The organism is Porticoccus sp., from assembly GCF_965660005.1.
GTDB lineage: Bacteria > Pseudomonadota > Gammaproteobacteria > Pseudomonadales > Porticoccaceae > Porticoccus.
Window position 1 is genome coordinate 1 of the sequence record NZ_CBFHYF010000004.1, and the last position, 21485, is coordinate 21485.

The 21485-nt window shown below is 52.5% G+C and carries 25 protein-coding genes; 18 read left to right on the forward strand and 7 right to left on the reverse strand.

What is annotated here, in order from left to right:
* From rpoN to ACTF5G_RS01855, 8 genes are all read left to right on the forward strand, one after another.
* Nucleotides 1–966, forward strand: a 966-nt coding sequence (rpoN, locus tag ACTF5G_RS01820; RefSeq protein ID WP_438951114.1) for an RNA polymerase factor sigma-54, incomplete at its 5' end; no start/stop codon positions are given.
* 24 nt (nt 967–990) lie between these two features.
* Nucleotides 991–1278 (forward strand): ribosome hibernation-promoting factor, HPF/YfiA family, encoded by a 288-nt coding sequence (gene hpf, locus ACTF5G_RS01825; RefSeq protein ID WP_438951115.1) that lies wholly within the window; start codon nt 991–993, stop codon nt 1276–1278.
* Nucleotides 1279–1283: 5 nt separating this feature from the next.
* Nucleotides 1284–1742: a PTS IIA-like nitrogen regulatory protein PtsN gene (gene ptsN / locus ACTF5G_RS01830; protein ID WP_438951116.1), complete on the forward strand. Its 459-nt coding sequence runs from the start codon at nt 1284–1286 to the stop codon at nt 1740–1742.
* 12 nt (nt 1743–1754) lie between these two features.
* Nucleotides 1755–2615: an RNase adapter RapZ gene (rapZ, locus tag ACTF5G_RS01835; protein WP_438951117.1), complete on the forward strand. Its 861-nt coding sequence runs from the start codon at nt 1755–1757 to the stop codon at nt 2613–2615.
* Between the two features lie 25 nt (nt 2616–2640).
* A complete protein-coding gene (locus tag ACTF5G_RS01840) occupies nt 2641–2922 on the forward strand; it encodes an HPr family phosphocarrier protein (protein ID WP_438951118.1) in 282 nt (93 codons plus the stop codon).
* A 90-nt stretch (nt 2923–3012) separates the two neighbouring features.
* Nucleotides 3013–4371: a magnesium transporter gene (gene mgtE / locus ACTF5G_RS01845; protein WP_438951119.1), complete on the forward strand. Its 1359-nt coding sequence runs from the start codon at nt 3013–3015 to the stop codon at nt 4369–4371.
* 5 nt (nt 4372–4376) lie between these two features.
* On the forward strand, nt 4377–4892 hold the full coding sequence (yjgA, locus tag ACTF5G_RS01850) for a ribosome biogenesis factor YjgA (protein WP_438951120.1): 516 nt from the start codon (nt 4377–4379) through the stop codon (nt 4890–4892).
* On the forward strand, nt 4889–5500 hold the full coding sequence (locus tag ACTF5G_RS01855; protein WP_438951121.1) for a DNA-3-methyladenine glycosylase I: 612 nt from the start codon (nt 4889–4891) through the stop codon (nt 5498–5500). Before yjgA ends, ACTF5G_RS01855 begins: the two co-directional genes overlap by 4 nt.
* A 20-nt stretch (nt 5501–5520) precedes the next feature.
* Here the strand turns inward: ACTF5G_RS01855 and typA are convergent, their stop codons facing one another.
* Entirely contained in the window at nt 5521–7332 is a 1812-nt protein-coding gene (gene typA / locus ACTF5G_RS01860; RefSeq protein WP_438951122.1) for a translational GTPase TypA, read from the reverse strand.
* Between the two features lie 306 nt (nt 7333–7638).
* Between typA and ACTF5G_RS01865 the strand changes: the two genes are divergently transcribed.
* Both ACTF5G_RS01865 and ACTF5G_RS01870 read left to right on the forward strand, forming a co-directional pair.
* Nucleotides 7639–8373, forward strand: a complete 735-nt coding sequence (locus ACTF5G_RS01865; RefSeq protein WP_438951123.1) for a diguanylate cyclase — start codon at nt 7639–7641, stop codon at nt 8371–8373.
* Nucleotides 8374–8408: 35 nt separating this feature from the next.
* Nucleotides 8409–8588 (forward strand): diguanylate cyclase domain-containing protein, encoded by a 180-nt coding sequence (locus ACTF5G_RS01870; RefSeq protein WP_438951124.1) that lies wholly within the window; start codon nt 8409–8411, stop codon nt 8586–8588.
* 168 nt (nt 8589–8756) lie between these two features.
* On the opposite strand, the gene ACTF5G_RS01875 is transcribed toward ACTF5G_RS01870, so the two are convergent.
* A complete protein-coding gene (locus tag ACTF5G_RS01875) occupies nt 8757–8969 on the reverse strand; it encodes a hypothetical protein (RefSeq protein WP_438951125.1) in 213 nt (70 codons plus the stop codon).
* A gap of 411 nt (nt 8970–9380) precedes the next feature.
* On the opposite strand from ACTF5G_RS01875, the gene glnA reads away from it, so the two are divergent.
* The 4 genes from glnA to glnG all read left to right on the forward strand — a co-directional run bounded on the left by glnA (nt 9381) and on the right by glnG (nt 14114).
* Nucleotides 9381–10787: a glutamate--ammonia ligase gene (glnA, locus tag ACTF5G_RS01880; protein ID WP_438951126.1), complete on the forward strand. Its 1407-nt coding sequence runs from the start codon at nt 9381–9383 to the stop codon at nt 10785–10787.
* Between the two features lie 107 nt (nt 10788–10894).
* On the forward strand, nt 10895–11455 hold the full coding sequence (locus tag ACTF5G_RS01885; protein ID WP_438951127.1) for a DUF4124 domain-containing protein: 561 nt from the start codon (nt 10895–10897) through the stop codon (nt 11453–11455).
* 174 nt (nt 11456–11629) lie between these two features.
* Nucleotides 11630–12697 carry a nitrogen regulation protein NR(II) gene (gene glnL / locus ACTF5G_RS01890; protein ID WP_438951128.1) on the forward strand — a complete coding sequence of 356 codons (1068 nt, stop codon included), beginning with the start codon at nt 11630–11632 and terminating at the stop codon, nt 12695–12697.
* 1 nt (nt 12698) lies between these two features.
* Nucleotides 12699–14114 carry a nitrogen regulation protein NR(I) gene (gene glnG, locus ACTF5G_RS01895; RefSeq protein ID WP_438951129.1) on the forward strand — a complete coding sequence of 472 codons (1416 nt, stop codon included), beginning with the start codon at nt 12699–12701 and terminating at the stop codon, nt 14112–14114.
* Nucleotides 14115–14166: 52 nt separating this feature from the next.
* On the opposite strand, the gene secB is transcribed toward glnG, so the two are convergent.
* The 3 genes from secB to ACTF5G_RS01910 form a co-directional block, all read right to left on the reverse strand.
* Nucleotides 14167–14679, reverse strand: a complete 513-nt coding sequence (secB, locus tag ACTF5G_RS01900; protein WP_438951130.1) for a protein-export chaperone SecB — start codon at nt 14677–14679, stop codon at nt 14167–14169.
* Nucleotides 14680–14766: 87 nt separating this feature from the next.
* Nucleotides 14767–15045 carry a glutaredoxin 3 gene (gene grxC, locus ACTF5G_RS01905; RefSeq protein ID WP_438951131.1) on the reverse strand — a complete coding sequence of 93 codons (279 nt, stop codon included), beginning with the start codon at nt 15043–15045 and terminating at the stop codon, nt 14767–14769.
* Entirely contained in the window at nt 15032–15442 is a 411-nt protein-coding gene (locus ACTF5G_RS01910) for a rhodanese-like domain-containing protein (protein ID WP_438951132.1), read from the reverse strand. Before ACTF5G_RS01910 ends, grxC begins: the two co-directional genes overlap by 14 nt.
* A gap of 162 nt (nt 15443–15604) precedes the next feature.
* Here ACTF5G_RS01910 and gpmI point away from each other — a divergent pair, with 162 nt between their 5' ends.
* From gpmI to ACTF5G_RS01930, 4 genes are all read left to right on the forward strand, one after another.
* Entirely contained in the window at nt 15605–17155 is a 1551-nt protein-coding gene (gpmI, locus tag ACTF5G_RS01915) for a 2,3-bisphosphoglycerate-independent phosphoglycerate mutase (protein ID WP_438951133.1), read from the forward strand.
* Entirely contained in the window at nt 17152–18327 is a 1176-nt protein-coding gene (locus tag ACTF5G_RS01920) for a murein hydrolase activator EnvC family protein (RefSeq protein WP_438951134.1), read from the forward strand. Before gpmI ends, ACTF5G_RS01920 begins: the two co-directional genes overlap by 4 nt.
* 52 nt (nt 18328–18379) lie before the next feature.
* Nucleotides 18380–19663, forward strand: coding sequence for a S41 family peptidase (locus ACTF5G_RS01925; protein ID WP_438951135.1), 1284 nt, complete (start codon nt 18380–18382; stop codon nt 19661–19663).
* Between the two features lie 138 nt (nt 19664–19801).
* Nucleotides 19802–20035, forward strand: coding sequence for a DUF6316 family protein (locus tag ACTF5G_RS01930; protein WP_438951136.1), 234 nt, complete (start codon nt 19802–19804; stop codon nt 20033–20035).
* 10 nt (nt 20036–20045) lie between these two features.
* On the opposite strand, the gene hisF is transcribed toward ACTF5G_RS01930, so the two are convergent.
* On the reverse strand, nt 20046–20819 hold the full coding sequence (gene hisF / locus ACTF5G_RS01935) for an imidazole glycerol phosphate synthase subunit HisF (RefSeq protein WP_438951199.1): 774 nt from the start codon (nt 20817–20819) through the stop codon (nt 20046–20048).
* Nucleotides 20816–21430: a GTP cyclohydrolase II gene (gene ribA / locus ACTF5G_RS01940; protein WP_438951137.1), complete on the reverse strand. Its 615-nt coding sequence runs from the start codon at nt 21428–21430 to the stop codon at nt 20816–20818. The genes hisF and ribA overlap by 4 nt, the downstream gene beginning before the upstream one ends.
* Nucleotides 21431–21485 lie beyond the last annotated feature (55 nt).

Genomic DNA, 21485 nt, shown 5'->3' on the forward strand with positions numbered 1-21485 from the left:
GAGGACATCTGGGCGACACTTGGCGATGAGATCAAGCTGGATGAAGTACTGGCTGTACTTCACCGCATACAACAGTTTGATCCACCCGGTATTGCTGCTACCAGCCTGGCAGAATGTCTTTTGATTCAGCTGAATCAATTCTCTCCGGATACACCTCTGCTCAGCGAGGCCATACAGCTCGTCACTGATCACCTGGAGCTGGTTGGGCAGCGCAATTTCCGGCAAATGGAAAAGATGACTGGCCTTCCCCAGGAAATACTCGAGGGCGCCATTCTTCTCATTCAGACGCTATCACCCAATCCGGGGGATGCCATTCGAAACGATGATATCGAATACGTGGTACCCGATGTTCGGGTCACCAAAGTCGACAACCACTGGCAGGTTTCACTCAACGAGAATATCACCCCCCGTCTCAGCATCAATCAGCAGTACGCCCAATTGATTCGAAGAGCTGACTCCAGTCAGGACAATACTTTTCTTAAAAATTATCTGCAGGAAGCCAAATGGTTTCTGCGCAGCATGGAAAGTCGGAATAACACCCTGATGCGTGTCACCAGCTGTATTATCGAATTACAGCAGGGCTTTCTGGAACAGGGACCTGTGGCTATGAAACCGATGGTGCTGGCCGATATCGCCGACCGGCTCGAGCTGCACGAGTCCACCATTTCCAGAGTCACCACCCAGAAGTACATTGACACGCCACAGGGCGTCTTTGAACTCAAGTATTTCTTCTCCAGCCACGTCTCAACAGACTCAGGTGGGGAGTGTTCATCCACGGCCATTCGCGCTATGCTAAAAAAAATGGTGAGCGCAGAAAATCCGGGCAAACCCCTCAGTGATAACAAGCTGACAGCACTGCTTGGGGAGATGGGCATTCAGGTCGCCCGACGCACCGTTGCCAAATACCGTGAGGGGATGGGCATCCCCTCCTCCAGCGAAAGGAAACGCTACAACCCCAACACCTAACCACCACCTATTAAGGAGAACCGCATGCAATTGAACATCAGCGGACATCATCTCGATATCACTGATCCAATTAAAGAATATGTGACCAACAAATTATCAAAGCTGGAGCGTCATCACGATCGCATCACCAGCACCCATGTAATTCTTTCTGTTGACAAACTGATCCAGAAAGCTGAAGCAACAGTCCATGTCAGTGGCGGTGAGTTCTTTGCCGATTCAGAGCACGAGGATCTTTATGCCGCCATCGACATGCTGGCCGACAAACTGGATCGACAGCTAATCAAACACAAGGAAAAGAACCGCGGTAGATAATACTCATGAAACTGATTGATGTACTCACCCATAATAACACACTTGCCAGCGCCGAAGGCGGCAGCAAAAAAAGAGTATTGGAGAACCTTTCCAGCTTTCTGGCAGAGCGAATCGACGGCGTCAGTGAAAATGACCTCTACCAGGGACTGCTGGCAAGGGAACGGCTGGGCAGTACCGGGATAGGCGAAGGTGTTGCCATCCCTCACTGCCGACTGGCGGGTTGTGAAAAAATTACCGGCGCACTGATCAAACTGGCGGATGCAGTCGACTTCGATGCTATCGATGGAGAACCGGTGGACCTGATTTTTGCCCTCATTGTTCCTGAAGAGCAAAACGATGAACATCTGCAGGTACTCTCCTCCATTGCCGAACTACTTCAGGATGAAAGCGTTCGCCACGCCTTGCGGGGCGCGGGAAGTGATTCAGACCTCTACCGGATAGCAACCGGCTCCAATGGTGGCTGAGGTGAACATCTAATGCGACTGGTGGTAGTCAGCGGGCGTTCAGGTTCCGGCAAGAGCACGGCACTGAACGTTCTGGAAGATGTCGGCTTTACCTGCATTGACAACCTCCCCGCCAGTTTACTGCCCGGTCTTTTTCAGAAAGCCCTCAGCGCCAAGAGCAAACACTGGCTGGAAAAAATTGCGGTGGGTATCGATGCCCGCAACCTGGACGATGATCTTGACCAGCTACCCATAATCCTTGCCGAACTGAAAAGTACCGGGATTAATTACGAAGTACTTTTTCTCGATGCCAGAAATTCCGTGATCATCCAGCGCTTCAGTGAAACGCGGCGCAAGCACCCCCTCACCAATGACCGGATCGATATCCACGAAGCCATCGGGCTTGAAAGTACTCTGCTGGACCCTATCGCGTCCATTGCCGACCGCAGAATCGACACCAGTACCATGACCTTGCACCAGCTGCGAGACATCATCAAACAGCAAATTGTGCCCCATGGCAGGGAAGACATGGCTGTCATGTTCGAGTCTTTTGCCTTCAAACGCGGGGTACCGGTCAACGCAGATTTTGTCTTTGATGTTCGCTGCCTTCCGAACCCCCACTGGAAACAGGAATTGAGAGCCTTTACCGGCAATGACCAGCCGGTGATTGAATTTCTCGAATCACTGCCGGAAGTCATCGACATGACCAGCGACATTCAGCAGTTTCTGTCACGCTGGACGCCGTCATTTCTCGCCAATAACCGCAGTTATCTGACCATTGCGATCGGCTGTACCGGAGGGCAGCATCGCTCTGTCTATATATCCAATGCCCTGGCCCGACATTTCAGCAGTACCATGCCGAATGTGCAGGTTCGGCATAGAGAATTGTCCTGACGGGCATCACTATCAGAGGGCTTTTATGTCGAAGATAATCTGTACTGAAATAACCATCGTTAACCGTCTCGGGCTGCACGCACGAGCAGCCGCGAAGCTGGCTTCAACTGCCGGTAAATATAGCAGCGCCATCAAGACTGGTCGCAGCCCCGACAAACTGGTCGACGCCAAAAGTGTGATGTCACTGATGCTGCTTGCCGCCACCCAGGGCACCTCTCTACATTTTATTTTCGACGGGACCGATGCAGAGCGCGCTCAGCGCGACATCGAACAATTGATAGGCAACCGCTTTGAGGAAGAGCACTAACATCCCCACCAACCCCAGCGCTGTATAATTTTACCACGCCCACCTATACACTATCGGCCTTCAAACTGACGGTCAGGGAAAACTTCTCAGATGCAGGCGCCCAACGAAAAATTCAGTCATTTGTCCAGGCTCGCCAGCATCAATGAAATGATGAATTCCAGCGATGTGCGCCTGCTGCGGCACATGCTCAACAATCTTTCCCCCGGCGATATTGCCGACCAGATTGAGTCTGCGCCACCAAAAGCCCGGCGAGTGTTATGGGATCTTGTCGACCGGGAGCTGGAAGGTGAGGTGATCGGCGAACTCAGCGAAGAGTTGCGCGGTGAAATTCTTCGGGAAATGGAAAGCCATGAGGTCGCCTCACTGACCGAAGGCCTTGATCCAGACGACATTGCAGACATTCTGCAACAACTTCCCGACCAGGTAATCCCGGAAGTCCTTCAGGCGATGAGCAGCCAGGACAGGCTGCGCGTAGAGCGAGTACTTACTTACGACGAAGATACTGCCGGCGGCCTGATGAATACGGACACCATTACTGTCCGTCCCGACCTAACGATTGATGTGGTATTGCGCTATTTGCGCCGCCACGAAGAAATTCCGGATATCACGGACACTATTTTTGTCGTGAACCGGGAAGACACTTTTCTCGGCACATTACCACTCACCAAACTGCTGACCGCCAGCCCCAACATCACCGTCCGCGAAATCATGGTAACGGACACACAGGCGATTACAGCCGACATGCCCGACTCGGAAGTGGCGCTACTATTTGAGAAAAACGACTGGGTTTCAGCACCAGTGGTTGGCTCTGACCACAAACTGCTTGGCCGCATTACTATTGATGATGTGGTTGATGTCATTATCGAAGATGCCGCCCACTCACTGTTGGGGCTGGCCGGCCTGAGCGATGAGGAAGAGACGTTCGCCTCGGTTCAGCGCACGGCTCCCCGCAGAGCCATCTGGCTGGGCATGAACCTGGTCACCGCCATTCTCGCCTCATCGGTAATCAATATTTTCCAAGCCACCATTGAAAAGGTTGTCGCCCTCGCCATCCTGATGCCAATTGTCGCCAGTATGGGCGGTGTTGCCGGTAGCCAGACATTGACCGTCGTCATTCGGGGCATGGCACTGGGGCAAATCAGCAAAAACAATATGCGCTGGTTGCTGAGCAAGGAATTTGCCGTCGGTGCACTGAATGGCATGCTGTGGGCACTGGTAATGGGCGGTGTTGCCGCTCTCTGGTTTAATGATCCGGTAATTGCCTTCATCATTGCTGCCGCCATGGCTATCAACCTCATCTCTGCCGCTGTTGCAGGCACTCTGTTGCCGGTATTTCTGAAAAAATGCCGTATTGACCCCGCACTGGCGGGAAGCGTCGCGCTTACCACGGTCACAGATGTGGTAGGTTTTCTCTCGTTCCTGGGTCTCGCAACCCTGTTTTATAGCTAACCGCCATGATTGAAGATTCCTTTCCAGACCAATTACCCGATGAAGCCCCCAGCAAAAGCAAGTCGGCCGTTAAACGCGAGATGACTGCACTGCAAAAACTCGGGGAAGAGCTCGTGGATCTGGCCCCGGCGAAACTGGCCAAAATTACCATGCCAGAAGAACTTGCCGAAGCCGTGATGCTGGCGAGACGGCTGAAAAATCGCGAGGGCCGGCGCCGCCAACTGCAATATATCGGCAAAATCATGCGTGTTATCGACAGTGATGCCATACGACGGGAGCTGGAAAGCTTTCACCATGACAGTCAGATTTTCCGCCAACAGTTTCATCGTCTGGAAGGCTGGCGAGACAGATTGATCAGTGAAGGCGATACCGCACTTGAGGAATTGATCAGTGAAATGCCAGCCCTGGACCGCCAGCACCTGCGCCAGTTGATCAGACAAGTCCAGCGGGAGGCATCACAACAGAAACCACCTGCCGCCAGTCGCAAACTGTTTCAGTACCTTCGGGATCACTGCCAGTGAGCTCGTCCGGCCACTCGGGGGAACGTCCAGCAGTCGACCCCATTTTTCGGTGCCCCTGGGCGGGCAATGATCCACTCTATCGGGCATACCATGATCAGGAGTGGGGTGTCCCCTGTCGAGATGATCGGAAGCTGTTTGAATTCCTGGTGCTCGAAAGTGCTCAAGCCGGACTCGCATGGATCACCATTCTCAGAAAGCGCGAACACTATCGAAGCGCCTTTGCGGAATTTCAACCTGAACAGGTGGCCAGTTTCAATCAGCAGGACATTGCGTTGCTACTGCAGAATACCGGTATTGTGAGAAATCGGCTGAAAATTGAAAGCGCGGTCAATAACGCCCGTCTGTTTCTGGACATTCAAGCACAATTCGGCCGTTTTTCAGCATATCTGTGGGGTTTCGTCGATAACTGTCCGATTCAGAACCATTGGCAGGATGCCAAAGTTGTTCCGGTGACCACCCCGCTATCGGACACCATCAGCAAGGACATGAAAAAACGGGGCTTCCGATTTTTCGGCAGCACGATCTGTTATGCCTACCTTCAGGCCACCGGACTGGTCAACGACCACCTGACAGGCTGCTTTCGCCATCCGCAATGTGGCAGCCTGTAAAGCGGCGTCCGATTATTGTGTCAGTTTTTGCCAGCACGTTTGCGTTCATTCTCGGTCAGCAGTTTTTTGCGTAAACGAATGTGGTGGGGAGTGACCTCTACCAGCTCATCCTCGGCAATAAACTCCAATGCCTGCTCCAGAGTATGGCGAACCGGCGGACTGAGAATCAGATTTTCATCGGTACCGGCCGCGCGGATATTGGTCAGCTGTTTGGCCTTGGTGGGATTCACTGGCAAATCATTGTTGCGGGAGTGCAAACCAATGACTTGTCCTTCATAGACTTCAGAACCGTGCCCAAGGAACAACCGACCGCGCTCCTGGAGGTTGAACAGGGCATAGGCCAATGTCTTGCCCTTGATCATGGAAACCAGCACACCGTTCTGCCGACCGGCCATTTCACCCTGCTTCACCGGACCGTAGTGGTCAAAAATGCTGGTCATAATGCCCGAGCCACTGGTCAACGTCAGAAAATGTGAACGAAAACCGATCAGGCCCCGGGAGGGCACCATAAACTCGAGCCGGACACGGCCTTTACCATCGGGCTCCATGTTGGTCATATCTGCCTTGCGAAGCCCCAGCTCCTCCATCACTGCACCCTGATGCCGATCTTCAATATCAATCACGACCTGTTCATAGGGCTCATGAATTTCGCCATCCACCTCTTTTTGTATCACCTCGGGACGCGATACACCCAGCTCGAAACCCTCCCGACGCATGTTTTCGATCAATACCGACAGGTGCAGTTCACCGCGACCGGACACTACAAATTTATCAGGGGTTTCACCCTGAACAACCCGCAAGGCAACATTATGAATCAGCTCCTGTTCCAGCCGCTCCTTGATATTGCGAGAAGTAATATATTTGCCATCCTGACCAGCGAACGGTGAATCATTTACCTGGAAAGTCATGCTGACAGTAGGCTCGTCAACACTGAGAGGCACCATCGCTTCCGGCTTTTCAGGGCTGCAGATAGTGTCGGAAATGTTCAGTTTGTCGATACCGGTGATACAGACAATGTCACCCGCTTCAGCCTGCTCTACCTCGAAACGTTCGAGGCCGCGATAACCCATCACCTGCAACACTCGACCACGACGGGTTTTGCCCTCTCGATCAACCACCACCACTTGCTCATTGGTCCTGAGTTTGCCACGGGTAATTCGACCAATCCCGATAACCCCGACGTAACTGCTGTAATCCAGTGCACTGATCTGCATTTGCAGTGGGCCATCGCGATTCACCATCGGCGCTTTAACCTTATCTACCACCATCTGGAACAGCGGGGTCATGTCTTCCGCCAGATCATCCGGCTCATTGCCCGCAACACCGTTCAGTGCCGAGGCGTACATGATCGGGAAATCCAGTTGCTCATCGGTGGCACCGAGGCGATCAAAAAGATCAAACACCTGATCGACAACCCAATGAGGACGTGCACCCGGGCGATCCACCTTGTTGACCACAAGAATCGGATTGAGGCCCTGCTCGAAGGCTTTCTGGGTAACAAACCGGGTCTGCGGCATGGGGCCGTCAACCGCATCCACCAGCAGCAATACCGAGTCCACCATCGACAGAACTCGCTCAACCTCACCACCAAAGTCGGCGTGGCCGGGGGTATCGACGATATTGATCCGATAACCGTTCCATTCGATGGCCGTGTTTTTGGCGAGGATGGTAATACCGCGCTCACGCTCCTGATCATTGGAATCCATGACCCGCTCGGCGCCCATGGCCTTGCGATCCAGCGTACCGGACTGCTGCAAGAGGCGATCCACCAGAGTGGTTTTGCCGTGGTCAACGTGGGCGATAATGGCGATATTGCGGAGATTTTCGATCACAGGATTTCTCGGTGGGTAAAAAATAGGCGCGGATTATAGCGGTTATAACGCAAGAACGCAGGGATTTCTTCAATACCCCACCCAGATCGGCCCATCAACTGACAAGAGCCATCAAGGAAAGTCGTTTCGATCAGAAATGGCCAAAGATTCATAGCTTGACTTGATTGAATCCGGACCAGCAAAAAGGGTGGTAGCGCTCTCCCCGGTGTCCGCCAATGACGGCATATCGACTTCCCAAATCTGTAGCCCTATACTGCTATCCCTTAGCAAGTTACGCGCACCATATAAATAAAGGATTTGATTTTGGTGGTTCAACAGCAAAAATTTGCTGTCAGTCTCATGGAGCATCTGGTCACAGCGACTTTTGTCCTCGACCGGAATGGCTACGTCGTCATCTGGAACAAATCCTGCGAGCGACTCACCGGCGTCAAGGCCGATGAGGTTTTGGGTACCCGCGATCACTGGAAGGCTTTCTATTCAAGGCAACGGCTATGTCTCGCCGATGTACTAGTGCAGGAACGAACAGCCGAGCTCGATCAGCTCTATGCGGTTCACGCACAACCCTCAATCTATGGAGAAGGTTATAAAGCAGAAAACTGGTGCGTTATGCCTCGCATCGGCTCACAACTCTATCTCACGGTAGATGCGGGCCCTATCTACGACGTCCACGGCAGCCTGATCGCTGTAGTCCAAACGATCAGAGACAATACCAACTATAAAAATGCCCAGTCAAAACTCGAGAAAATGGCCATCACCGATGAGCTTACCGGCCTCTATAACCGACGCTATTTTACCGACCATCTCGACATGGAATGGCGACGGGGTACGCGCAGCCGGGAACCACTGGCGCTGATCTTCCTGGATATCGATTACTTCAAGCAATACAACGACCTCTACGGACATCTGGTTGGCGATGATTGTCTGAAATCCATTGCCACCACCCTGCAGCAAAGCCTGCTACGCGCTACCGACATGGCGACCCGCTGTGGCGGCGAAGAATTTTGTGTCCTGCTGCCCGACACCTCACTGGCGGGGCACTAAAAGTCGCGACCCACATCCTGTCGAACGTCAGGCGATTGCAAATCCCACACGCCGACAGCCCGATATCGTCGTCGATAACTATCAGCGCCGGTGTCGCCACCCTTGTTCCCACTACGGAAGACTGCCCTTCACGACTGACATCTCTGGCCGACAACGCCCTTTATGAGGCCAAAGGCAGGGGGCGAGATCAGACAGTTGCCAGCGATACCTGTTAACTGCGGCACTGAATAAAAAGCGCCTGTTCCACTGGCAAATTGTACATGAAGCCCGCTGAACGCAATGGTCACCATAAAGGAACACAGGAACATGCTTTTTTAATCGTGGGCAACCTGTTACGGGGAGCGGGCTCGTATTGTTTGTAGCGACGTGTTTCCGCTCGACAATTAGCTCAGCGGCCAACCAATCAATAAAACCGTTAGAGTGGCTATACCGATAAGCAAGTTCATCGGAACCCCCACACGCAGGAAGTCCGAGAATTGATACCCCCCCGCCATAAGGTTGGTCTGGTAGCCAAGCGGCGTGAGAAAGCTTGCCGAGGCGGCCATGATAATGGCAAAGATAAAGGGCTCGTTGTTCAAACCTGCCTGCTCTGTCATTTCCTCTTAGGCATGTTGCCCCTCGCCGTTACTCATCATGTCGTTAGAACCAGTAAATTTATTTCTTGAGCCTGGATTGGCGCTTTTTCAGTCACAATGGAGGCCACCAAATTAGTGTGAACAGGTCCTAAATCCGCTTATGATGGACCCACTGAAACTCGGCCCAGGCGAAAGGCGCTATTTTAGTGCATATTTTATAAACGAGGCTTCAACATGGTGCAAAAGCTGGTTTTTTCAAACAGCTAACCTCTTGTTTTACTTGACTGATAGCCCTGGTACGGTGTTTGCTTCATATTGGCACACTGCTTGCAGATCATTAAAGCAAACCCATTGAACCAATAATGTATTCAACCTCAGAGCTGTCGCTTTCGGCAACCCTACAAAACCGGATATCCATCACTGGAGGAGCCAATGTCCAACAAAACCCTTAACCTGATCAAAGAAAGTGAATCCCGCTGGGTAGATCTGCGCTTCACTGACACAAAAGGTAAAGAGCAACATGTCACTATCCCTGCCAGATATGTAAATGAGGAATTCTTCGAAACAGGGCAAATGTTCGATGGCTCATCTATTGCCGGCTGGAAAGGCATCAATGAATCGGACATGGTATTGATGCCCGATGACACCACTGCCGTTCTCGACCCCTTCTCGGACGACAGCACTGTTATTCTGCGCTGCGATATACTGGAGCCGAACACCATGAGTGGGTATGAACGCGACCCCCGCTCAGTAGCGAAGCGTGCCGAACAATACCTGGCCTCCACCGGCCTTGGGGATACCGCTTTTTTTGGCCCCGAACCTGAGTTCTTCATTTTTGATGATATCAAGTGGGGCATCGACATGAGCGGCTGCTTCGTCAAAATCAATTCCGAGGAGGCCGCCTGGTCCACGGGAAATGAATATGCCGAAGGCAACATGGGTCACCGTCCCCGCGTGAAAGGCGGGTATTTTCCCGTACCCCCGATTGACTCCCTCCACGACCTCCGCGCCGCAATGTGTACTGCCATGGAGCAAATGGGCCTGGATGTGGAAGTTCACCACCACGAAGTGGCCACTGCCGGCCAATGTGAAATCGGTGTGAAATTCAACACACTGGTCAAGAAAGCGGATGAAACCCAAATACTGAAATACTGCGTTCACAATGTGGCCCATGCCTATGGCAAAACCGCCACATTCATGCCGAAACCCATCGTTGGCGATAATGGCTCCGGCATGCATTGCCACCAGTCTTTCTGGAAAGATGGTGTTAACCAGTTTGCCGGTGACGGTTATGCCGGCCTGTCTGAAACGGCCCTGTATTACATCGGCGGCATCATCAAGCACGCCAAAGCGCTTAATGCCTTCACCAACCCCGGCACTAACTCTTACAAACGTCTGATTCCGGGTTTTGAGGCACCTGTCATGCTCGCCTACTCGGCCAGAAACCGCTCTGCTTCGATTCGCATCCCCTACGTTGCATCGCCCAAAGGCAAGCGCATCGAGGCCCGCTTCCCCGACCCGATCGCCAACCCGTATCTGGCCTTTTCTGCCATGTTGATGGCCGGCCTGGACGGCGTACAAAACAAGATCCACCCTGGCGATGCCGCCGACAAGGATCTCTATGACCTGCCTCCCGAAGAAGCAGCCGCGATCCCTCAGGTCTGCGGAAGTTTGCGCGAAGCTCTGAGCAACCTGGACGAAGACCGGGCATTCCTCACCGCAGGCGGCGTCTTTACGGATGACATGATTGACGCTTACATTGAACTGAAAATGCAGGAAGTATACCGAGTCGAACACACCACTCACCCAATAGAGTTTGACATGTATTACTCTGTTTAAGCAGGTGGTCGCGTTCAGTTGTCGTATTTGATCAATACTGAGCAAAATAAAAAAGCCCGTCATTTTTCGAATGACGGGCTTTTTCTTTTGCCTAACCAGAGTTAGTCTTGGAAACCATACAGATGGAGAAGACCATGTCGCTGCAGAAAAATAAAACAATCATCGCATTGTTGGCACTGTTCCTCTCGCTAGGAGTTGCAGCCCAGGTCTATCGCATCGTGGATGAACAGGGCAATGTAAAATACACAGATCAACCACCCGCCAATGACCCTTCTGCTGAGGCATTGCAATTACCCTCGGTAAATACCCAACCAGCTGTGTCACCGAGAGAATCTTCAACGGAAAGCGAAAAACAGGAAGTCGGTTACAAAGAAGTCGTCATTTTGACACCCGCTCAGGACTCGACAATTACGCCAGGGCAACTCGAAGTGGTAGTGCAGGTCTATCTTGAACCCGCCCTGAGATCCGGGCACCGAGTACAACTGATTCACAATGGGCAGCCGCACGGCCCGGCAGCCCCCGCCACCTCATTCGTAATAGATTCACTGATTCGGGGCGAGCATACTGTGCAAGTGCAGGTGATCGACAGCGCTGATAATCCGGTCGGTCAGTCCGCCACCGTCACCATCCACGTCAAGCGCCACTCAATACAGCACAACCCTAAATAACGCACCATATTGGTGCAAACAAACAGATATTCATCTACACTCAAGCGGCATGGACGGGGATTGAGGCCAGATCAGGCCACCCAAAAGCTGGCCCAGTAATTGCTTTATATTTACAGGGCACTGAACCATAAAGAGGCAATACTGCCCAGCTTATAGCCGCAAAGAAGTAGAGAGATGACTGACCACCAGCTCCATCACCTGTTACTGGATAACCTCAGCACAGCTGTGCTGCTGCTGAATGACGGGCTGGATATCTGTTACCTGAACCCTGCGGCAGAGAGCCTGCTGGCAGTGAGCGCCATGCGCCTGTGTGGGAACTCCGTAAACAGCCTTTTTGATGCTAGAGATGGTACCTACGATTCTCTAAAAGAGGCGCTGGCGACCAACCACCCCTTTACCCAGCGGCAAGCACCCGTAATGCTGCCCGATCAATCGCATATCACGGTGGATTTCACAGCCACGCCGATACAAACCACCTCGGCTGAATTGCTATTGATCGAAATGCAGCCCATGGATAGATTGATGAAAATCAATCGCGAAGAAGCCCTGATCACCACCCATGACACAACCCGGAATCTGGTACGTGGACTGGCCCATGAAATAAAAAACCCGCTCGGCGGTATCCGTGGCGCAGCACAACTGCTCTCGGAGGATCTCTACGACCAACCGGAACTGCGGGAGTTCACGGATATCATTTCCGCCGAAACGGACCGACTCTGCAGCCTTGTCGACAGATTGCTCGGTCCCAACACCATGCCCAAGTTTCTACCGGTCAATATTCATGAAGTCCTGGAACATGTGGCTACACTTGCCGAAGCGGAAACCCGCGGCAGCATCCTGATCAGGCGGAATTACGATCCGAGCATCCCCGAAATCAATGGTGATCGGGGACAACTGATCCAGGCCATGCTGAATATCGTCCGCAATGCTGTTCAAGCCCTGAGCAACAGCCCTCAAAAACGGCCAGTGATCAAGCTCAGAACACGGATACAACGTCAGTTCACCATTGGCAAAACTCACCACAAGGTCGTGTGCAGAATCGATATTACAGACAATGGTCCAGGCATTCCTGAAAACCTGATGGACCGTATTTTCTTTCCCATGATCAGCGGTCGGGCCGAAGGCAGTGGTCTCGGCCTGCCAATCGCCCAGTCGGCGATTCATCTTCATCACGGTTTGATTGAGTGTGACAACGAGCCTGGTGAAACGCGTTTTACGATCTACCTACCTCTGGATAAATAACATGGCCAAGCGAACTGTATGGATAGTGGATGATGACCGTTCAATCCGCTGGGTAATGGAGAAGGCGCTAAGCCGCGCTGATCTGGATGTCAGCAGCTTTGAAAACGCCAGCGAACTGCTCACCAGGCTCGACAAGCACCATCCCGATACCATCATCAGTGACATTCGCATGCCGGGCATTGACGGCTTGCAGTTACTGCAACGGATTCACACCAGCAATCCGGCACTGCCTGTGATCATCACGACGGCCCACTCTGACCTCGACAGCGCAGTGGCCGCTTATCAGGGGGGCGCGTTTGAGTATCTGCCCAAACCATTCGATCTCGATGAACTGGTGGCCGTGACGCATAGGGCAATTAACTTTGCCAATGAGCAGAATCGCGACCCGGTAGAAACTGATATTGGCATCAGCGGTGAAATCATCGGCGCGGCACCGGCGATGCAAGAGGTGTTTCGCGCCATTGGCCGGCTCTCCCATTCCAACATTACGGTGTTGATCAATGGCGAGTCCGGCACTGGCAAAGAGTTGGTTGCCAAGGCATTACATGATCACAGCCCCCGCCGAAACAACCGTTTTGTCGCACTCAATATGGCAGCGATCCCCCACGATTTGATTGAATCCGAACTGTTCGGCCACGAAAAGGGGGCTTTTACCGGTGCCACCCAGCGACGGGAAGGCAGATTTCAACAAGCCGATGGCGGAACACTTTTCCTCGATGAAATCGGTGATATGCCCCCAGAGGCGCAAACACGACTGCTGCGCGTGCTGGCCAATGGTGAATTTTATCTGGTTGGAGGACACACTCCGGTAAAAGTAGATGTGCGCATCATTGCCGCCACACACCAGAATCTTGAACAACTGGTGTTGGAAAATCGTTTTCGTGAAGACCTCTTTCATCGCCTGAATGTCATCCGCATTCATCTGCCAAAACTGGCAGACCGACGGGAAGATATCCCCATGTTAATGCAGTATTTTTTACAGCGAGCAGCCAAGGAGCTTGATGCAGAAACTAAAACACTGTCTACCGAAGTTGAACAGTTTGTCAGCCTGTTACCGTGGGCCGGCAACGTTCGCCAGCTGGAAAATACCTGTCGCTGGCTAACCGTGATGGCATCCGGGCGGGAAGTGCATCTGGACGACCTGCCACCGGAATTACGTGATAGCCCAGTGGAAAAAAACGTCACATCCGGAAGCTGGCAGCAACAACTGCGTGGTTGGGCAGATGCCGAACTGCATGCCGGCCGGCAGGACATACTTGCTTCAGCGGTGCCGATTTTTGAGCGAACACTGATCGAAACCGCATTGGGTCATACCCGCGGACGGAAACGCGATGCGGCAGAGTTGCTGGGATGGGGCAGAAACACTCTCACCCGAAAAATGAAAGAGCTGGGGATGAGCGATGCCGAAGACCAATAATCAGCCGGCCAACTGAGTTTCCGAGCGGGAGGCTGAACCGGCTGCAATCATTCTAGTGAGTCACCTCTTTATTATCCGACTCACTCTCCTGCCGCTTTTTCTCCTGGGCTTGTTCAACGGCCTGGGCAAAGAGTGCTTCAAAATTCACCGGCGGCAGCATCAGTGCCGGGAACGTCCCCTTGATAACAATGTTATCTACCACTTCTCTGGCATAGGGGAACAATGTTGCAGGACAAAGCACATTGATGACATGTGTCATCTGGGGTTTATCAAGGCCCTTGACGAGAAAAATCCCCGCTTGATGCACCTCGATCAGGTAAACCGTATCGTCGCCATCTTTGACCGTAATCGTGACAGTGACAATCACTTCAAAATGCGTCTCATCCAGCTGGTTGGTTTTAGTCGCCAGCTCCTGGGCAATCTGCGGTTTAACCTCGCGATGGAAGGCCTCTGGACCCATGGGGGTCTCAAAGGAGATGTCCTTCAGATAAACCCGCTGCAGGGCAAATTTGGGGGACTCACTACTGGCCGCAGCTGCTTCACCCGTCACATTTTCTTCTGTCATAACCATGCCTTTTATTTATTCGTTCAGTATTTTTGCCTGGCCAACCACATGCCGGGGCACTAGCGCCAAAAGGTCGGGCAACTCGTTTCAGCTGATATGGTCAGCGATAATAGTATCCAGTTTACCCTGTTGCTCGAGTCGACGCAGATCGTCATAACCGCCGATATGCATCTCACCAATCCAGACCTGGGGTACGGTGTGGTAACCGCTCAACACCACCAATTCTCGCCGCATAACCGGATCGTTATCCACAGAAATCTCGTGATAAACCAGACCTTTTGCTGCAAGAAGATTCTTCGCCGCGACACAGTAGCCACAGCTGAGGGTGGTATAGATCTTTACCAGTGCCATATCAGCTTTTGACAACGGGCAGTTGCTGATTCTGCCACTCCATCATACCGCCGGTAAGCCGAAATACTTTAAAGCCCTGTTGCCGCAATCGGCGACCCGCAGCCCCCGCATTCTGACCCACCTTGTCCGCAATAATAATGAATTTTTCACGGTGATCGTCAAGCTCGCCGAGCTTGTCTGAGAGTTTTGCCTGGGGAATATTCACTGCACCGGCAATATGCCCTGCCTTGAACTCCTTGCTGTCCCGAATATCAAGCAACAACGCCTCATCTGCATTAATCATGCGGGTAACAGCATGAACCGAAAGAGGGCGACCACTCTTGATACGCTCGTTGATGGCAAACAGATAAACCAGAATCAGAAATACGCTCACCAGCACCCACTGCTCGCTGATAAAAACAAAGAATTCCACGATAAAATACCTACTGTTAGGGACCGGACCAAACTGTCCTCGGGAAGCTGCGAAAGTATACACACCGCGTCCTGCTCAAGGAACCACCAATAGCACTGAAACCCCTTTACAGGTAAGATTCACCTACCATTCGAACCTGCTGGACAACCCCTGACTGACATCATGAGTGAGCAAAAAAAACCGCTAGTTTTACTGGTGCTTGACGGCTGCGGCCACAGCGATAGCAACGACTTCAATGCCATACAGGCTGCCAGGACTCCGGTCATGGACTCCCTTAGGAGCAGCTGCCCCACAACACTCATTGCCACCTCGGGACTTGCGGTAGGCCTGCCCGAAGGACAAATGGGGAACAGCGAAGTGGGCCATATGACCCTCGGTTCCGGCAGGGTTATCTATCAAAGTTTCACCCGTATCAACAAAGCGATTGCTGACGGTGACTTTTTCACCAACCCCGCCTACAGCCGGGCCATCGATAAAGCAGTCAGCGGCAACAACAGGGTTCACATTCTCGGGCTTCTGTCACGGGGGGGTGTACACAGCCACGAAAATCATATTAATGCCATGGTGGAGATGGCCGCACAACGGGGTGCAAAAGAGGTTTATGTACACGCCTTTCTCGATGGCCGGGATACACCTCCTCGCAGTGCAGAGCCATCACTGCAACGCACTGCTGCCAGGCTGAGCGAACTCGGGGTAGGCAGAATCGCCACTATTTGTGGTCGATTTTACGCGATGGACCGCGACAATCGCTGGGATCGGGTTCAGGCAGCCTATGACCTGCTGACACTGGGCAAGGCCGAACACAGCGCGGCCGACCCGGTCGAGGGGCTTCGCGCCGCCTATCAGCGCGGCGAGAATGACGAATTTGTTTTACCGACCCTTATTATCGATGAGACCCATCCAGCTGCCACGATTCAGGATGGCGATACCGTGTTATTCATGAATTTCCGACCGGATCGCGCCAGAGAGATGACCCGCGCGTTGGTCGATAAGGATTTCCCGGGGTTCCAGCGCATTGCCAGCCCGGCTCTCGGGGCATTTGTGATGACGACAGAATATGCAGCGGATATCGAGGCCGACTGCGCATTTCCGCCCGAAAATCTGCACAATACATTGGGCGAATACCTCAGCAGTCAGGGCAAGACACAACTACGAATTGCCGAAACAGAAAAGTATGCTCATGTGACTTTCTTTTTCAACGGCGGGCAGGAAACCCTGTTTCAGGGCGAAGATCGCATCCTGATTCCCTCTCCAAAAGTCGCCACTTATGATTTGAAACCGGAAATGAGCGCCTTCGAGCTGACGGATGAACTGGTGAAAGCGATCACAGGTCGCCAGTACGATGTCATTATCTGTAATTATGCGAACTGCGATCAGGTGGGCCACAGTGGTGTTTTTAAAGCGGCGATAAAAGCCGTGGAAGCCGTCGATATCTGTCTGGAGCGAGTGCTGCAGGCACTGCGAAAAATCGGGGGCGAGTGTCTGATCACTGCGGATCACGGCAATGTTGAACAAATGTTCGACCAAGACTCCGGCCAGGCCCATACCCAGCACACAACCTTGCCGGTACCACTGATCTATGTGGGCCAGAGGCCGTTGGCGCTGATGGAAAACGGATCACTTGCAGACGTGGCACCCACCCTGCTCAACCTGCTCGACTTACCTGCACCACCGGAGATGACCGGACACTCTCTGGTCAGTTTTGTCAGTTGACGAAAACAACCTGGCCGATGGATATGATCGGGATACCGAAGGCTCTGCTCACGCTAATGGCCCTTCTCCTGTTGAGCAACGTCAGCGCCGGAGAAAAGGAAGACCGGGCCAAGCTGGACAAGATCGGTAAAGATATCAGCACGCTTGAACAATCGATCAAAGGCCAAAGCCGACAGCAGGACAAGCTGGCGGATGAACTGAGAAAAATTGAGCTGGCATCCGCTGAGCTGAGCAATAAAATTTCCAGCATTAAAAAACAGCGGGTAGCACTGAAAAACGAGCTCGTTCAACTTGGGAAACGGCAGGCTGAACTCGAGGCACTAAAAGGCAGTCAGCAACAGCTGATCAGCAAGGAGATCGTTGCGGCTTACCGGCTTGGCAGTGAAGAGCCCATCAAACTTCTCCTCAACCAGGAAGATCCGGAAAAACTGAGCCGCACGCTAAGATACTATGATTACTTTCTGGCGGCACGCGCTGAAAAACTCGCCGCTTACCGAGCGACGAATGAACAGCTTGAAACCACCATGCTCGACATCGCATCCCGAGAGCTGTCCCTCACGGAATCACACCAGCAGCTGGCCATCGAACAACAGGCGTTGAAAGAAAATCGCCAGCAGAGAGAACAGTTACTCGCGTCGCTGGATACACAGATACAGAGCTCTCAGCAAAGACTGAATCAGCTCAGGAACGAAAGTCAGCGTCTGGAAACCGTGCTGAAGACACTGGAACAGCGCGCTATGCAATTGGCGGCCCCTGCTGCGAAACTGCCCTTCAGCAAACAGAAAGGCAGACTGCCCTGGCCTGTACCGGGAAAATTAACCCGGCATTTTGGTGCAATCCGCAATGCGGATATCACCTGGAACGGCTGGCTCATGGAAGCCAGAGAGGGGCTGCCCGTGCAGAGCGTTCACCACGGACGGGTCATTTTTTCAGACTACCTGCGGGGTTACGGCCTGCTGGTGATTATTGATCACGGTGAAGGCTACATGAGCCTCTACGCTCACAATCAGGTATTGCTCAGGGAAACCGGTGATTGGGTTAACCCCGGGGAACATATTGCCAGAGTGGGCAACACCGGCGGACAGACAGATCATGCACTTTATTTTGAAATTCGACATAATGGCAAACCCACCAATCCGAAGCTATGGCTGGCCAGCAAAATCGGCCCCTGAAGGATTTCCGGGTGACACTGACCAAATGGTTGTTAATCAATCAGGATATTTCATGAAACTGTTGACCAAATCACTGCTGACAACGCTGCTTTTACTGGTATGGCCAGTGATTTCGTATGCAAATGAAGATTCTGACAATGCCCGTTTGCCACTGGAGGAGCTGCGCTATTTCACTCAGGTGTTTGACCAGATACGCCAGGCCTATGTGGAAGAAATTGACGACCAGGCACTGTTGGAAATGGCCCTTAGCGGGCTACTGAACGGACTCGACCCCCACTCACTCTATCTGGACGAAACTGCCTTTGGTGAACTACAGGAGAGTACCAGCGGAGAATTTGGCGGACTCGGCATAGAGGTGGGAATGGAGGGTAGTTTTATCAAGGTTATCAGCCCCATCGACCATACCCCGGCACACCGCGCCGGTATTCAATCCGGCGACCTCATCATCAAGCTTGATGATCAACTGGTTCAGGGCATGACCCTGACTGAAGCGATTGAACAGATGCGCGGCCCGAAAGGCTCGAAAGTAACCCTGACAATTGTCAGACAGAATACCGATGGTCCTTTCGAGGTAGAAATTACCCGCGACATTATTCAGGTCATGAGTGTTCGGCAAAACATTCCCGAGCCCGGCATTGGTTATGTGCGGATCGCACAATTCCAGGAAAATACCGGTGCCGAATTCCGGGAGGCACTGGCTTCCCTCCAAAAACAGAAGGATGGTCTGAAAGGGCTGATACTGGACTTGCGCAATAATCCAGGCGGATTGCTCAATTCATCCGTTGATGTCGCGGATGCGCTGCTGGATGGCGGGCTGGTGGTTTATACAGAGGGGAGGATTCCCAGCTCAAAAGAGCAGTTTTATGCCACATCTGGGGATGCACTGAATGGCATTCCGGTAGTTGTGCTGATTAATGAAGGCTCGGCTTCAGCGGCTGAAATTGTCGCCGGAGCACTCCAGGATCATCGCCGGGCAGTACTGCTGGGAACCAGCAGTTTTGGCAAGGGATCAGTCCAGACGGTGATACCACTAGGAGAGAAACGGGCCATCAAGCTGACCACTGCCCGCTACTTCACACCCAACAAACGTTCTATACAAGCAGAGGGCATCCAACCGGATATCACCGTCAAGCCGGCTGAGATTCGTTTGCTTGAAACGCAAAAACAGGTCAAGGAAGCGAACCTGACCGGTCATTTGATCAGTGGCAGTGAAGATCAGACGATAGACAAGGAAGACCTGCTTCAGACCGACAACCAGTTATACGAGGCTATAAACCTGCTTCAGGGGCTCGACATTTTTTCACGTATCAACACTGGAAGCCCTGCCAATCGATAGGAAATAGCAGCGCATTGACTTTTCCAGAAAAATTGTGCTGAATTAGTGAAGTACTTGCCCTTTCGAGGTATTAGGAAATTAATCGGAATGTGTGGAGACCATTAATAAAAATGATACCGGCAGTACACGGGAGACCACATGGTAACGCCAAGAAAAGTAGAAGATGGCAGCGAAAAACCCTTAATCCGGAGTGATCGTTTTTTCAAACTTCACAATTTCTGGTTCTTCGCCACACGCGAGGGCGCGGCAGTTGGTCCATTTGATTCCAAGGAAGGCGCCGTTCAGGCAGTGGCCGACTACATTGAGTTTGCCAAAAAAGCAGACGATGAAACATTGCGGTTTTTTAAAACCGGCACGCGCTATGCCGTCTAGCGCGACCTTATCATAAACGCACCTCAATACCCTGCTCGGCCATATAGGCTTTTGCCTGCCCGATGGTGTATTCCCCAAAGTGAAATATACTCGCTGCCAATACCGCGTCAGCCTTTCCCGCGATCACGCCATCAACCAAATCTTGCAGATTGCCTACGCCACCCGATGCAATGACAGGAACATCGACAGCCTCACTGATGGCTCTGGTGAGGGGGAGATTAAACCCGCTTTTGGTCCCATCCCGATCCATGCTGGTCAGAAGAATTTCACCCGCACCAAAAGCGGCCATTTTTTCCGCCCAGGCGACCGCATCAATACCGGTGGCAATACGGCCACCGTGGGTAAATACTTCCCAGCGCAAAGGCTTATTTTCCGCGCTCACCTGTTTGGCATCAATAGCGACCACGATACATTGCGATCCAAACCGCTCCGCGGCCTGGCGGACAAATTCGGGGGTCTTGACCGCCGTTGAGTTGATGCTGACTTTATCCGCGCCGGCATTGAGCAGTGAACGAATATCCTCAAGGCTGCGGACACCCCCGCCAACCGTCAGAGGTATAAACACCTCACTCGCCATCCGCTCCACTGTCTGAATCATGGTATCCCGCTCTTCATGGCTGGCGGTGATATCAAGAAAAGTGATTTCGTCGGCACCCTCCTCGTTATAGCGTTTAGCCACCTCAACCGGGTCACCGGCATCGCGTATATCAAGGAACTTGACCCCTTTAACCACTCGCCCCTTATCCACATCAAGACAGGGAATAATCCGCTTGGCCAGCATCAGTGATTATCCTCATTTTCATTTTGTTCATCGAATAGATGCCCCATTTTGCCCGCTTTGGTCGCCAAATAGCGGAAATTGTGGGGGTTTCGACCCGATTGCAAAGCCATCCGCTCCACAACCTTAATCCCGAGATTCTCCAATGCTTGAACCTTGCGGGGATTATTGGTTAAAAGTCTGACATGGGTTATCTGCAGGTGCCCGAGCATCGATTTACAGATACTGTAATCACGCAGATCCGCGCCAAAACCGAGCTGCTCATTAGCTTCCACCGTGTCAGCTCCGGCATCCTGAAGGTGATATGCCCTGATTTTGTTGAGCAACCCTATGCCCCGCCCCTCCTGGCGAAGATAAAGAATGGCCCCGCAACCTTCGGCGGCAATGCGTCGCATCGCCTCCTCCAACTGAGCACCACAGTCGCAACGGATGCTGAACAGTGCATCGCCGGTAAGACACTCGGAGTGAATACGCAACATAACAGGCTGATCACCGGCGACATCGCCCATGGTAATGGCCACATGCTCTTTATCACTCGCCACGTCTTCGAAGCCGTGAATATCAAACACACCCCAACGAGTGGGCAGCTTGGAGCTTTCAACAAAACGTAGGGTCACCAATGACTCCTGAAATTCGGCGGGTGGGTATTTTAGCCGGGATACACGTCGAGTA